Origin of the sequence: Microcoleus sp. FACHB-831 (assembly GCF_014695585.1) — a bacterium.
GTDB lineage: Bacteria > Cyanobacteriota > Cyanobacteriia > Cyanobacteriales > FACHB-T130 > FACHB-831.
This window is the reverse complement of the sequence record NZ_JACJON010000022.1, coordinates 1-12,807: the sequence shown is the minus strand read 5'-3', so window position 1 is coordinate 12,807 and position 12,807 is coordinate 1. Positions and strand designations below refer to the sequence as shown.

Below are 12,807 nucleotides of genomic sequence, written 5' to 3'. Positions count from 1 at the left end.
AAATGGCATATTAAGTTAGATATTTTAGTATTAATAGGGAATTTATTTGCCTTTTTAGCAAATTTAAAAGCATTTTAGTTATTAATATAAAATTTTTTATTAGTGCTAAAAGCAATCTTATGAAAGTTTATTAAGTGTTTTTCTAAGTGGCATATACTAACTTGTGCGAATATTACCTAAAGAGGTAAATAAAACATTTAATATATTCTATAGCCGTATTATCGGGTAATATAAGCTAATGGGTGAATTTTTAGACATTTACGGGCCTCTAATTGTCAATATGGTGTTAGGGGCGCTACTGGGACTCTCTCTTTATTTGCCCCTCATGGCTGGACAGTTGTCTTTAGCTAGCCCTGGGTTTTATGCTTTGGGTGGATATATTGCAGCGATTCTATCTACTTCCATATTTAAATCATCTGGTACTCCATTCCCCATCCCTATACTGCTATTGGAGATGTTAATAGCAGGTTTAGTATGTGGGGTATTAGGAATTATTGTAGGAATTCCGGCTCTAAGATTGAGAGGAATTTATTTGGCGATCGCTACCATTGCTTTTGTGGAAGTTCTCCGGGTATTGTCCCAGAATCTTGATATTACTGGCGGAGCAGTTGGCATTTTTGGCATTCCCCAACCTTTCACAAAACAAATAGATTATTTGTGGATAGCGCTGCCTTTACTAATTATTAGTATGATATTACTTTATCGACTCGAACGCATTCGGGTGGGAAGGGCATTTATAGCAATTCGGGAAGATGAATTAGCTGCTGGCGCGATGGGAATTAGCCCGACTTATTACAAAGTTTTGGCATTTACGCTTGGGGCTATATTGGCGGGAGTTGTTGGTGCAGTAAGCGCCCACTTTCTCAATACTTGGAATCCCCGCCAAGGCACCTTTGATGCGGGTATTATTTATTTAACTTCTGTTTTAATTGGGGGAACAAGAACTTTTGTGGGGCCAGTTTTTGGTGGGATGGTATTTACAGCTTTGCCAGAAGTTCTAAGAGCGATCGCAGATACTAATGGTTTACCAATTTGGTTAACTCAATTTTTGCGAGATGGGCGCTTAATTATCTTCGGATTGCTAATTGTTATAGGAACAATATTTTTCCCCCAAGGTTTGGTTACACCAGATATATTTAACAGAAAAAAGAGCGGCAAAGCTCAAAGCTAACGCGAGTTATTTTGTTTCTCAAACACCATAATATGTTGCTGAGGTAAAATACTCTTGGTTTCCAACCATTGTAGATCTACCGCAGACATTTCTTTACGCACTTGTTTTTGGGTCATTTTGTGCAAGCCTTTGATGAGTACAAAGGGATTCTCACCTCGATATTCAACTAGAACAACTCGTCCATTTGGTTTAAGCGCTTTGACAATCCCCAGCATCATCTCTCTAGGATAAGAAAACTCATGGTAAGCATCCACCATTATTGCCAAGTCAACACTTTCAGGGGGTAAATTAGGGCTGTTCTCTCTCCCTAAAATTGGCTCAACATTGTTAATTTGGTTTTCTTGCTTTAGAAAATTAATGATATCTAGCATCTCAGGTTGAATATCAACTGATAAAACTTTGCCTTCTGGAACGCGAGGCGCAAGGCGAAAGCTTAAATAACCTGTACCTGCACCAATATCAGCAACAACATCGGTTGGTTTTAAATCCAGCGCATCCACTATTAAATTAGGCTTTTCTTCATTTTCTCTACTAGGTCTCTCCAGCCACATGGCTCCCTGATGGCCCATGACTTTAGCGATTTCTCGACTCATGTAGAATTTCCCCGTACCATCTGGGCTGTGGACAGTGCGCTGTTGATAGATAGTTGATGCAGCGGGGTTTGTGGGGGATGCGATCGCTGGGTTAATAGCTAGACAGCTTATAATAAAAAAGATAATTGATGCCAAACGTAATTTTTGAAACTTAGTTTTGATTGATGTCATCATGCGTGTTTTATTTCAGGGGATAGAAGAGTGCGATCGCTAGTTAATCAATTTATGGAATAGCTAGTAATTTTAAAATCATATTTGTGCGATCGTAAGGAAAAAATGGTGTATTAAATATTTTTATTTCCTCCCAACTGCTACTAACTAAAGCTTGCCCATCTAGCCTGAAAGCGATGCAAGTAACCCAGTTGGTAGAACCTGTGAAGGTACGAACTTGCTTCCGTGTACTTAGTGCTACCACAGCTTGATAGTATTGTCATAGCTTGTACTGGCTAGCGTCCGCGCATTGGGACTGATTGCAATTGAACTCACGCTTGTGTTATGGCCTCTTAGGGTGTGGACGCATCTAAAAAATAAATAGAGATTGAATTCGCCTATTGCTTCATGCGTTTCTGGTTCCTGCCGTTCCAAATTATATATGGATCTCGCTTTAACGCCTTGTCTGTAGTTAAGAACATCTTTTAAAGCAGCGAGTCTTACCTCGACAACTTACCTGCCTAAGCGGTGCTTGACTCCTAGCAAACGGCCTAATACTGCACCACTCAGCGGCAGGCAGTGGGTTTTTACCGCCTTTAACTGCGTCGTAATCTCCCGGCTGATTCAGATTTTCTGCCATTACATTTTTAGTCCCGTACTATATAAGGCAGCGCTGCATTAGCTGATAATAAAGGAAGAATCAAGAGATGTGGCTATTGTAAATCCTTCCCAGGCTAAAGATCCTCTGGGAAATGAAATTCGCCACATAGAAGTTAATATGTGCAGATGAACCACCTTGAACTACACCCTAACATCCCGCCATCTAACAGCAGTTCTATTTTAGAAGCGAAAGCACTAAGTCGTCGTTTTGGCGGCTTGATTGCTGTAAATGATGTGTCTTTCACCGTTAATAGAAACGAAATTTTTGGACTAATTGGCCCCAATGGTGCTGGTAAAACAACTCTGTTTAATCTTATTACGGGGATGATTCAGCCTTCTGGGGGGCAATTGATCTATGGAGGCGAAGATATTTCTAGATTAAGACCCCATGTTATTGCTAGTAAAGGCATTGCCCGCACTTTTCAAAATATTCGATTGTTTGGCGATCGCACTGCGCTAGAAAATGTCACCATCGCCCGTCACATCCATATCAAAGCTAACTTTATGACAGGCGTTCTCGGTTTGCCATCAGCTTCTAGGGAGGAAATCCAAACTGAAAGAAAGGCTATGCAGTTGCTAGATTTGGTAGGATTGAGCGATCGCGCCTACGAAAAAGCTACAAATTTCCCTTACGGCGATCAACGTCGTTTAGAAATTGCTCGCGCCCTTGCTCTTGAACCCCAAATTTTACTATTAGATGAACCAGCCGCAGGTATGAACCCTAGTGAAAAGCATCAACTTAGCGAATTTATTCGAGAAGTTCGCAAACATTTCAATTTAACTATAATCTTAATTGAACATCACGTACCATTAGTGATGGGTTTGTGCGATCGCATCGCAGTTTTAAATTTTGGCAAATTGATTGCCTTGGGCGAACCCTCTATTGTTAGAAACGACCCCGCTGTTATTGAAGCTTATCTAGGAAATGATTAATGATTATGTACCCCAGTCACCAGCAGTGGTGCTGCTAGAAATTAACCAACTTTTTGTTAATTATGGCGGTATTCAAGCGCTAAAGGATATTAATTTAGTAATTAATTCTGGTGAAGTTGTCACCTTAATTGGCGCTAACGGTGCTGGTAAAACTACGACACTACGCGCTATATCTAAAATAATAACTCCTCGTAGTGGTGAAATTATTTACAGCGGACGTAACATTACACGCCGTAAAACACATGAGATCGTGCAACTTGGCATTGCCCACTCTCCGGAAGGACGTAGAGTATTAGCACGGCAAACTGTTTTTGATAATTTAGAATTAGGTGCTTACATTCGTTCCGATCGAACAGAGGTAAAAGTAGATATTGACCGCCAATTTGAAATATTCCCGCGATTAGCAGAAAGGCGTAACCAACTAGCAGGAACTCTCAGCGGCGGCGAACAACAAATGTTAGCGATCGCACGCGCTCTAATGAGCCGTCCTAAATTATTATTATTAGATGAGCCTAGTCTAGGACTTGCCCCCGCAATCGTGCGAGAAATATTTTTGATTATTGAAAACTTGCGGAAGACAGGAGTTACTATCCTTTTAGTTGAACAAAATGCCAACCTTGCTTTGCAAATTGCCGATAGAGGTTACGTCCTTGAAGCTGGAAGTATAACTTTAACAGGCAAAGCTTCGGATTTATTAAATGACGAGCGCGTTAAAAAAGCCTATTTAGGATAAGGCAAAAGTTTTTTCTTTTGCCTTATCACTTGTTTATGGCACTGCCATTCCGCGTTGAACTGCCGGACGCTGCTGAATCGTTTCAACCCACCGCTTGAGATTGGGGTGATTATCCAAGGTTAATCCTTGAAATTCATAAATGGCAACCCAAGGATATGTTGCAATATCGGCAATCGAGTAATCACTACAGATAAATTCCTTATCTGCTAACTGCTTATCTAATACGCCGTACAAGCGTAAAGTTTCTTTCTCATAGCGTTCGATGGCATAAGAAATCTTTTCGGGTGCAAACCTTCTAAAATGGTTAAGTTGGCCAAACATTGGCCCTACGCTTGCCATCTGAAACATTAGCCACTCTATTACTTCAGAACGACTCTTTGGATCACTTGGTAGCAATTTTCCCGTTTTCTCAGCTAGATAGATGAGGATAGCACCAGACTCAAAAACAGTTATACCCGTATCTTGGTCAACAATAGCCGGAATCTTGCTATTGGGGTTAATTGCTACGAACTCTGGGTTAAATTGTTCGTTTTTTGTAATGTCAATCTTATGGATGTTGTAGGGTAGCGCAACTTCTTCCAACATTATGGAAGCCTTGCGACCGTTCGGGGTGGTGAAGGTGTAGAGATCGATCATGGGTTAAGTGCTTAGATATTAAATCTAACAGCGTAGTGTAGCCTGAAAAAGGCAGCGCGATCGCTTCCCCAACAACTCTTATTTTCTTGCAAATAGCATACCTAGCAATGCAGCAAGTCTCACAGCCAATTATTAAAGATCTAGTCCTAATCGGTGGCGGACACAGCCATGCCATTGTCCTAAAAATGTTTGGCATGAACCCGCTACCAGGCGTTCGCCTAACCCTGATAACAGAAACATCCCACACCCCCTACTCAGGTATGCTCCCTGGTATGGTTGCAGGCTTTTATAATTACGACGAAAGTCATATTGACTTGCGACCCCTAGCCCAATTTGCCCAAGCCCAATTGTTGATTGATAAAGTAATTGGTTTAGACCTAGAAAATAATAAAGTCATTTGTGCTAATCGCCCCGATGTTGCTTTTGACTTGTTATCAATTAATATTGGCAGCACTCCAGCCATATTATCTGTAACAGGCGCAGCAGAATACGCTATTCCTGCCAAGCCAGTACCCAAATTTTTAGATAGCTGGAACCAACTGCTTAAAAGCGTTGCCGAAACTCCTAATAAACCAATACGAATTGCAATTGTCGGTGGCGGTGCTGGTGGCGTTGAATTAGCACTGGCAATGCAGTCTCGTCTCAAACCTTTTTTTGAAGTTTCTCAACAACCTATAGATAATCTTCAAATTGATTTAATCCATAGTAGTAATGAATTAATGCCCAAGTACAATCGCTGGGTACGTCGTCTGGTTCAGCAATCTTTAATAGAACAGGGCGTTAATTTACATTTAAACGAAATTGTAAGTGAAGTTCAACCGCAAAATATTAAATGCAATTCGGGGTTTACACTTGATTACGATAAGCTTTTTTGGGTAACTCAAGCCTCAGCACCTAATTGGATAGAATCAGCAGTATTTGCTACTGATTCACAAGGTTTTATCCAAGTAGATGACTATTTGCGATCGCTATCTCATCCCCAAGTATTTGCTGCCGGTGATATAGCTACAATTGTTAATCATCCGCGTCCCAAAGCTGGCGTCTTTGCTGTGCGTGCGGGGAAGCCATTGTTTAATAATTTGCGGCGTCAGTTACTAGAAAAACCTCTTAAGTCTTGGAGGCCTCAGAAAGAATATTTAAGTTTAATTGGAACTGGAGACGGAAGCGCGATCGCCTCCTGGGGCGCTTTCGGCTGGCAATCTCCTTTATTATGGCGTTTAAAAGATTATATTGACCGTCAATTTATGGCAAAGTTCAGTAACTTGCCAGATATGTCAGATGCTAGCGATCGCATAGTTAAATTTAACGTTGGTTTACTAAGCCTTGGAATAAACTCTACTCCAGAATCGCAAGCTATAATCCCAACTCCCGCGATGCATTGTGCGGGATGTGGTTCTAAAGTTGGTAGTACTATTTTAGAAAAAGCGTTGCAACGACTTAATAAAGACCAATCTTTATTAACTGTTACTAACGATATAGTTATTGGACTTAACACCCCAGATGATGCCGCTGTTGTTAAAGTTCCAGATGGGTGTTTGATGGTGCATACTATTGACTATTTTCGCGCCTTAATCAACGATCCTTTTATCTTTGGTCAAATTACTACCAATCACTGCTTAAGCGACATTTTTGCTATGGGAGCAAAACCTCAAAGCGTCCTAGCAATTGCCACAATACCCTATGGATTAGAAGAAAAGCAGGAAGAAACCTTATATCAATTGCTATCCGGTGCAATGAAGATACTTAGCCAATCGCAATCTCCTCTTGTAGGTGGACATACAACTGAAGGTACTGAACTTGTATTTGGGCTATCGTGCAACGGATTAGCTTATCCGCACCAATTACTAAAAAAAAGCGGTATGCAACCAGGGCAATTACTAATTTTAACTAAAGCCTTGGGTACAGGTACTTTATTTGCTGCTGATATGCGCCTAAAAGCCAAAGGTAGGTGGATTGATGGCGCTGTTAAGTCTATGTTGTTGTCAAATCAACTAGCAGCTAAGTGTTTGTTTGAACATCAAGCATCTGCCTGTACTGATGTTACTGGTTTTGGTCTGCTGGGACACTTAGTAGAAATGATTAAAGCTTCTAGTGTAGGTGTGGAGTTGAAATTAGAAGCACTACCAGTTTTAGATGGTGCAATAGAGACTTTAAACTTAGAGCTATTTAGTTCTTTATATCCGCAGAACCTACAGGCATCACGACATATTACTAATTTATCACAAGCGAGCGATCGCTCTATTTTTCCTATCCTCTTCGACCCCCAAACAGCAGGTGGTTTACTTGCATCCATACCTGTTGAACGAGCAGCCGTCTGTTTAGCCTCCCTAAAAGCATTAGGCTATCAGGAAAGTCGCATTATTGGTCGTGTCATTCCAGCAATTGAAGGAGCAAAAACGATAGAAATTATTTAGCAATCTCGCAACTGATGACTGATGATTAGGGGTTTAATGTTCTCCATTCCTAACTTTCCGGATATAGCTTTTTGAGCAGAGTAATTATTTCCAACACCGCAAAAATTAATGATTTACGGGTGGTGGAATATTTTTATAGACAAGGTGCGATCGCCATAATTTACTTTTTCACAACTCTGCTCAAAGGTTCTTATGCTCAGCTCAAAACAACCGAATAGCCTCGGTAAAATGTCGCGGCGGTCTTTTCTATATTTAGGTAGCGCTGCCTTAGCCACAGCATTAACAATCCCACCAGCGAGCGCATCTCCACCCTTACAAGTAAAGCGCCGTCGAGTTGCCGGAGTTCCTTTCTATCAAACCACTATTGACCTTACTAACCCTCAAACTTTAATTGTCCTTGGTTTAGCTAATAATTCCAACATTTCTAACACCGAAAGAGCTAACGGCGATGAATCTTTTCGCAGGATGGTTGCGCGGTATCATGCTGCTATAGTTGCCAGCGGCACATTCTTTGGCAAAAATGCTCAAAAACAAGTGCTGGGAAACTTAGTCTCAGCCGGACAATTTATTCAATATATTCCTCAAGAAAACTATGGCACAACCCTAGGCCTCCGCGCTGGCAATATACCAGAAATGCTGACAACACGAATTGATGGTACTCCAGAATGGCATCAGCACTGGTTCTCCATCACCAGCGGTCCTAGACTATTGAGAAACGGAAAAATTTTTGTAGCGCCTCGAACTGAAGGCTTTACCGATCCTCGTGTGATGGGGATTGCACCTCGATCGGCCATTGGTTTCCCAGCAGGGGGAAAAAAACTCGTTCTCGTCACCTTTCTAACGCGCTTAACTTTAGAACGCGAGGCGCAGCTGATGAGGAAAATTGGCTGTTACGAAGCCATGAATCTTGATGGTGGCTCATCTATAGCACTAGCCAAAACCGGAAAAATCTTGGTTCGTCCTGGACGGGAGCTAACAAACGTTATCGTTGTTTATGATGCAAAACATCCAGCTCCTACAGCTATCAGAGACGCTTGGATGCGCTTCCAAGCCGGAGAAAGGCCATCCTATCCTCAAGTATCCAGCTAATATTTGCAGATTTTAAACGGAGAGGGTGGGATTTGAACCCACGATGGCTGTTACCCCATAACAGATTTCGAGTCTGCCGCATTCAACCACTCTGCCACCTCTCCACAGAGTTGTTACTTAGTATAGTTTACCATCTATTGCATACTTCGGCAGGGGTTTATAAAAGCGAACCATCGCTTTCTGTGGTCTCTAGGGTTGTCTCAAACTCACCTTTAGGCGTCCACTGGATAGCGCCATCCTTACCAGTCCAATAAATTTTAGTATTGCTTTGCCGCATCATTTGGGCTGTTTCTGGGTCGATACTATTAGATGAAGCGATCGCTACTTTAGGTTCTAGCGCCTTCAAAAGCTCTAATATCAAAGGTTCTCCAGACCATTGCAATACCTGGACGCGAGGCAGATTTTCAGATAATAGCTGTCTTTGGTCGGCAGACTTAAGATCCCCCATTAATAACCAAGTTTGATCCTGTATTTGCATTTGTAACACCGTAGGGTAAGCACTTATTAACTTAAGAGTTGTTGCGCCAATCTGCAAATCTTTCTTAACAGGCAAGTTTTGCAGAATACCTTGATGAGATTTAACAGCACGTATAATTGTTTCCGTATCAGTAAAAGTATCTTTTGGAGAATTACTAGAATCTTGCTCTACAGAAGAATCTTGCTTAGGTGTTTTATTTTTTTCTTCTGATGCCCGATTTTTAGCTGCTGTAGGGCTGTTTGTACCAAAGTTAATATAAAAAGTTCTAATTGGTAGCCTTTTAAGAATTTGTATCCAGCCACTTTTGCTAGCGGGCTGCGAATCAATTGCTACTCCCCAGTCAATTTGATTAACACCCTGTTGTTGTAGAAAAGGTAGAACAGTAAAATCGACTGTATCAGCATCCCCGCTATTAACGAGTAGCACCTGCTTCTGGTCTTGAATCACTAATACAGGTTGTCCCATTGTTGACAATACACTAACGCGAAATAAAGCTGCTTTAGTTTGCCAAGATGGTACAGCAACCAGGCTCAAAGCAATAAGCATTGCGAACCACCACCGCCGCTGCCACCAATTATGAACCCAAGTTAGCAAAATTAGCCCGTAGAGTCCCAGCATTTGGAGAAGGGAAATGCTGCCAACTGCAACAGTATTTCCAGGCAGCTGAGAAAAGTACTGTACAAGAATAATTAGTGCGTGCGTTGGGTAATATAACAACCACGCTAGGGCGCTTCCCGCCATTGGCAAAATTAATGCAGCGAGCGCGCTGATAAAGCCACCTAAACTAATGACTGATATCAAAGGTGCGCTAATGACATTTGCAAGAAGGCTGTAGGGCGAAACAAGGTAAAACGTATAAATTTGTAGTGGTAAAGTCCAGACTGTTGCAGCAATAGGAACAGCAACTAAAGTAGCGATCGCAGGCGGCAACCAATCTAATTTTTTAGTTAACGGCGATACTGTTACCACTAATCCCAGCGTCGCCAAAAAACTAAGTTGAAATCCTAAATCCCAAATCCATAAAGGATTTAATACTAGCAAGATAGTTGCTGCAACAAGCAGCGATCCCAAGGGCTTGACTTTTCTTTTCATAACGAGGGCTATTAAACCCCCAAATCCCATCACTGCCGCTCTCATTACTGATGGTTGCACCCCTGTCAAGCCTACAAAAATCAGCAATGCAACCACTCCGCAGATGAATTGTATCCGCGCCGAATGCCGCTGGGTAAGTGCTAATACAACACCTAAAATTAGAGAAACTTGGAATCCAGAAGCGGCTAAAGCATGAGCTAACCCAATTCGCACGAAGCTATCGCGAATGTCGTAGGGCATATCGACTGAACGGTTGCCGATTACCATTGCACTAAGAAGCGGGCCTTCCGGAACTCCTAAGGCGCGAACTTGCGACCTAATAATTCGCTGCCGCACAGCCCACCATCCCCAGCGATCGCTTATCTCTGTATTTGGTAAGGTAATTTGACGCCCGCTAAGCCCCGCAAATCCTCCTTCCCGAGCTAGGAAAGCTTGAAAATCAAAGCCTCCTGGATTAGCAACAGGTTTTGGTTTATATAATATGCCCGTAACAGCGATCGCTTCACCTGGATAAATACCTGTAGCTTGGAGTAAAGGCACAGTCACGTAAAGTTTGCCTGTCACCTTCTTATTCACATCAGCGGGTTTGTCCCGGCTACCCTCTATCTCATTAAGCTGTATCGCCTCTAGCCAAAATTGCGCTCTTTGATTCCTCGTCAGGCGCGGTATGCTATCAACCTTGCCCTGAATCGTTACAACTTGTTCTTGCGCCCTCTCTCCAGTCTGTGGAACAAACTTGCTGATGTCATTTTCAGCAAGCTGCGGCATTCTCACCTGAAAGTATACAAAGGCGATCGCTCCAACTATTGCAGCAGCTAACCACAATCTAGGTTTTGGGCCACTTCTCCACAATTTTGGTACTATCGTTGCCGCTACGACCCCTAGCACCCCCATTCCTAAAAGGGCTATCCCAGATCTTTCCCAATCTTGAAGTCCAGTAGACCGAAGGCCCAGTATAGCTGTAGAAACTAAACCAAGAATATACGCTAGGCTTAAAATAGCGCCGCTTGCCGGATTCATTATATTGATAGACCCAGCTTCAAACCTAGTACAGCATGAAGGAACAGAATACACAGTGCCGTGCTTCCTAAGTAGGCGTGTACCGTCCGCATCGACGGTCTATTGCCTCCAAAGCTACTCATAGAAATTACTGCATTGAGAGCCAACAACACTAGCACAATTGAACCTGTCCAAAAATGTGGACTTTCTGTAATAGCTTGATGCTGCATCCCCAGAGATAAAACTCCCCCTGTGTAACCCAGTGACAGGAATAGAAACATCCAAGGTGCAAGTTTGCGCTGATCTGCTCGACTTTTAATAGCGGCATCTTTATCGGCAACTAACCGTCCGCGCCAGCCTACCCAGCCAACAAAGCTGCCCATTACCAACACTACAATTGCCATCATCAATGGATGTCCCCAATGCACGATTGGAGCTGGAATTCCCAGATTGCGGAATTGGTTAGCAATTGGCTCCAGAAGCTCATTGAGACTAGCCATTGGATTCACATCCTTAAAACTTGTTCGTGTCACATTGTAACTGAAGCGTGCCCTCAGAAGACGATGCAATCGTTGTTATTAAACTCTTAATGCCTTAAAAGTTCCTCTAATACAGCTAGGGCTGATTGTCATCTTGCTATTAACTTAATTTTGCGAACTCCCTTTTGGCAAGTAAAACGGCTGCCAGATACCTGGTTGTGGAAAACACAAGATGCGATCGCATCTTGTGTGTCTACCTAAAGTGCCACTAAACCTCATAGCAGATGAACCAGATAATTTACAGTCTTACCGATTCATCGCTTCTCTTAAACTCTACCTATCTTCTGAGCGGAAATTCCAGCCGTTCTCGCTGTTCTAGGTATAGTTGAGCCACTCTTCGTGCCAAATTGCGGATTCTGCCGATATAACGTGTCCGCTCGGTTACAGAAATTACACCTCTAGCATCGAGCAAGTTGAAGGTATGAGAACATTTTAAAACATAGTCAAGGCTGGGCAGAATCAAGCCCTGTTGTATAAGTTGCTCTGCTTCCTGCTCGTAAAGACCAAACAGCGTAAACAGCAAATCAGGATTTGACGCCTCAAAATTATAAGTACACTGCTCAATCTCCCCCTGAAGATGAACATCCCCATAAGTAATGTCAGCCGTCCATTGAATTTTAGTCAATGCATCTACTTCCTGGAGATACATTGCCAACCGCTCAAGACCATATGTAATTTCAATACAGACAGGACGACAATCAAGCCCTCCACACTGCTGGAAGTAGGTAAATTGAGTAATTTCCATTCCGTCAAGCCAGACTTCCCAACCAACACCCCAAGCCCCTAAAGTCGGTGATTCCCAGTTGTCTTCCACAAACCGAATGTCGTGATCTTCAGGACGAATGCCTAAAGCTCTAAGCGAATCCAGATAAACTTCTTGAATATTATCTGGTGAAGGTTTGATTACTACTTGGTACTGATAGTAGTGCTGGTAGCGATTAGGATTCTCACCGTAGCGTCCATCACTGGGGCGACGGCAAGGTTCCACATAGGCTACCGACCACGGTTCAGGGCCGATTGCCCTTAAGAAAGTATGCGGACTCATAGTACCCGCTCCTTTTTCTATGTCATATGGCTGGGCAATCAGACAACCGCGTTCGGCCCAAAATCCATTTAATGTAGCGATCACCGACTGAAAATTCACAAATTTCGTCCCTCAAGCGTGCAACGCATAATTCATTTTGGCGCAAATCCGCTCTACGAGGCTATTTTAGCAACCTGGAAGTTTTTTTTTCAAAATACTTGACACTTTTAGGAGAAGCAAGCTACATTGATAAAGCGGTGGAGAGAGCCAAGCGCAAGCGAAGCGAACTGACGGCC

13 protein-coding genes and 1 tRNA gene are annotated in these 12,807 nt (G+C 42.6%); 6 read left to right on the top strand and 8 right to left on the bottom strand.

Features of this window, described 5'->3' with window-relative positions; genetic code table 11:
- Window positions 1-238 precede the first annotated feature (238 nt).
- Window positions 239-1,171 (top strand): branched-chain amino acid ABC transporter permease, encoded by a 933-nt coding sequence (locus tag H6F77_RS02880; protein WP_190485183.1) that lies wholly within the window; start codon window positions 239-241, stop codon window positions 1,169-1,171.
- On the opposite strand, the gene H6F77_RS02875 is transcribed toward H6F77_RS02880, so the two are convergent.
- From H6F77_RS02875 to H6F77_RS28815, 3 genes are read right to left on the bottom strand one after another with little or no spacing between them, the layout of a single operon-like run.
- Window positions 1,168-1,938, bottom strand: coding sequence for a class I SAM-dependent methyltransferase (locus H6F77_RS02875; protein ID WP_242021862.1), 771 nt, complete (start codon window positions 1,936-1,938; stop codon window positions 1,168-1,170). The genes H6F77_RS02880 and H6F77_RS02875 overlap by 4 nt on opposite strands.
- A gap of 49 nt (window positions 1,939-1,987) precedes the next feature.
- Window positions 1,988-2,179: a hypothetical protein gene (locus H6F77_RS02870; protein ID WP_190485181.1), complete on the bottom strand. Its 192-nt coding sequence runs from the start codon at window positions 2,177-2,179 to the stop codon at window positions 1,988-1,990.
- Complete coding sequence (locus H6F77_RS28815) at window positions 2,173-2,250, bottom strand: hypothetical protein (protein WP_375335914.1); 78 nt, start codon at window positions 2,248-2,250, stop codon at window positions 2,173-2,175. The genes H6F77_RS02870 and H6F77_RS28815 overlap by 7 nt, the downstream gene beginning before the upstream one ends.
- Window positions 2,251-2,700: 450 nt before the next feature.
- On the opposite strand from H6F77_RS28815, the gene H6F77_RS02860 reads away from it, so the two are divergent.
- Complete coding sequence (locus H6F77_RS02860; RefSeq protein WP_190485179.1) at window positions 2,701-3,507, top strand: ABC transporter ATP-binding protein; 807 nt, start codon at window positions 2,701-2,703, stop codon at window positions 3,505-3,507.
- Entirely contained in the window at window positions 3,500-4,240 is a 741-nt protein-coding gene (locus tag H6F77_RS02855; RefSeq protein WP_190485177.1) for an ABC transporter ATP-binding protein, read from the top strand. Before H6F77_RS02860 ends, H6F77_RS02855 begins: the two co-directional genes overlap by 8 nt.
- A gap of 33 nt (window positions 4,241-4,273) precedes the next feature.
- Here the strand turns inward: H6F77_RS02855 and H6F77_RS02850 are convergent, their stop codons facing one another.
- On the bottom strand, window positions 4,274-4,876 hold the full coding sequence (locus H6F77_RS02850) for a glutathione S-transferase N-terminal domain-containing protein (RefSeq protein WP_190485175.1): 603 nt from the start codon (window positions 4,874-4,876) through the stop codon (window positions 4,274-4,276).
- Window positions 4,877-4,983: 107 nt separating this feature from the next.
- Between H6F77_RS02850 and H6F77_RS02845 the strand changes: the two genes are divergently transcribed.
- The 3 genes from H6F77_RS02845 (at window position 4,984) to H6F77_RS02835 (ending at window position 8,379) form a co-directional block, all read left to right on the top strand.
- Window positions 4,984-7,290, top strand: a complete 2,307-nt coding sequence (locus H6F77_RS02845) for a slr1591 family oxidoreductase (protein ID WP_190485173.1) — start codon at window positions 4,984-4,986, stop codon at window positions 7,288-7,290.
- 71 nt (window positions 7,291-7,361) lie between these two features.
- Window positions 7,362-7,508, top strand: a complete 147-nt coding sequence (locus tag H6F77_RS02840) for a hypothetical protein (protein ID WP_190485171.1) — start codon at window positions 7,362-7,364, stop codon at window positions 7,506-7,508.
- Window positions 7,483-8,379: a phosphodiester glycosidase family protein gene (locus H6F77_RS02835; RefSeq protein WP_190485169.1), complete on the top strand. Its 897-nt coding sequence runs from the start codon at window positions 7,483-7,485 to the stop codon at window positions 8,377-8,379. Before H6F77_RS02840 ends, H6F77_RS02835 begins: the two co-directional genes overlap by 26 nt.
- Before the next feature lie 17 nt (window positions 8,380-8,396).
- Here the strand turns inward: H6F77_RS02835 and H6F77_RS02830 are convergent.
- The 4 genes from H6F77_RS02830 to glyQ form a co-directional block, all read right to left on the bottom strand.
- Window positions 8,397-8,483 (bottom strand) — tRNA-Ser (locus H6F77_RS02830).
- 53 nt (window positions 8,484-8,536) lie between these two features.
- On the bottom strand, window positions 8,537-10,969 hold the full coding sequence (locus H6F77_RS02825; RefSeq protein ID WP_190485167.1) for a ComEC/Rec2 family competence protein: 2,433 nt from the start codon (window positions 10,967-10,969) through the stop codon (window positions 8,537-8,539).
- The gene (locus tag H6F77_RS02820; protein WP_190485165.1) at window positions 10,969-11,448 is read right to left on the bottom strand and encodes a DUF4079 domain-containing protein; all 480 of its coding nucleotides are present in this window, start codon (window positions 11,446-11,448) and stop codon (window positions 10,969-10,971) included. Before H6F77_RS02820 ends, H6F77_RS02825 begins: the two co-directional genes overlap by 1 nt.
- A gap of 316 nt (window positions 11,449-11,764) precedes the next feature.
- Window positions 11,765-12,631, bottom strand: coding sequence for a glycine--tRNA ligase subunit alpha (gene glyQ / locus H6F77_RS02815; RefSeq protein ID WP_190485163.1), 867 nt, complete (start codon window positions 12,629-12,631; stop codon window positions 11,765-11,767).
- Window positions 12,632-12,807: the final 176 nt, after the last annotated feature.

Coding starts and splice junctions, on each gene's coding strand:
- H6F77_RS02880 (WP_190485183.1), top strand. CDS start 239: ATGGGTGAATTTTTAGACATTTACGGGCCTCTAATTGTCAATATGGTG.
- H6F77_RS02875 (WP_242021862.1), bottom strand. CDS start 1,938: ATGATGACATCAATCAAAACTAAGTTTCAAAAATTACGTTTGGCATCA.
- H6F77_RS02860 (WP_190485179.1), top strand. CDS start 2,701: ATGAACCACCTTGAACTACACCCTAACATCCCGCCATCTAACAGCAGT.
- H6F77_RS02855 (WP_190485177.1), top strand. CDS start 3,500: ATGATTAATGATTATGTACCCCAGTCACCAGCAGTGGTGCTGCTAGAA.
- H6F77_RS02850 (WP_190485175.1), bottom strand. CDS start 4,876: ATGATCGATCTCTACACCTTCACCACCCCGAACGGTCGCAAGGCTTCC.
- H6F77_RS02845 (WP_190485173.1), top strand. CDS start 4,984: ATGCAGCAAGTCTCACAGCCAATTATTAAAGATCTAGTCCTAATCGGT.
- H6F77_RS02835 (WP_190485169.1), top strand. CDS start 7,483: ATGCTCAGCTCAAAACAACCGAATAGCCTCGGTAAAATGTCGCGGCGG.
- H6F77_RS02825 (WP_190485167.1), bottom strand. CDS start 10,969: ATGAATCCGGCAAGCGGCGCTATTTTAAGCCTAGCGTATATTCTTGGT.
- H6F77_RS02820 (WP_190485165.1), bottom strand. CDS start 11,448: ATGGCTAGTCTCAATGAGCTTCTGGAGCCAATTGCTAACCAATTCCGC.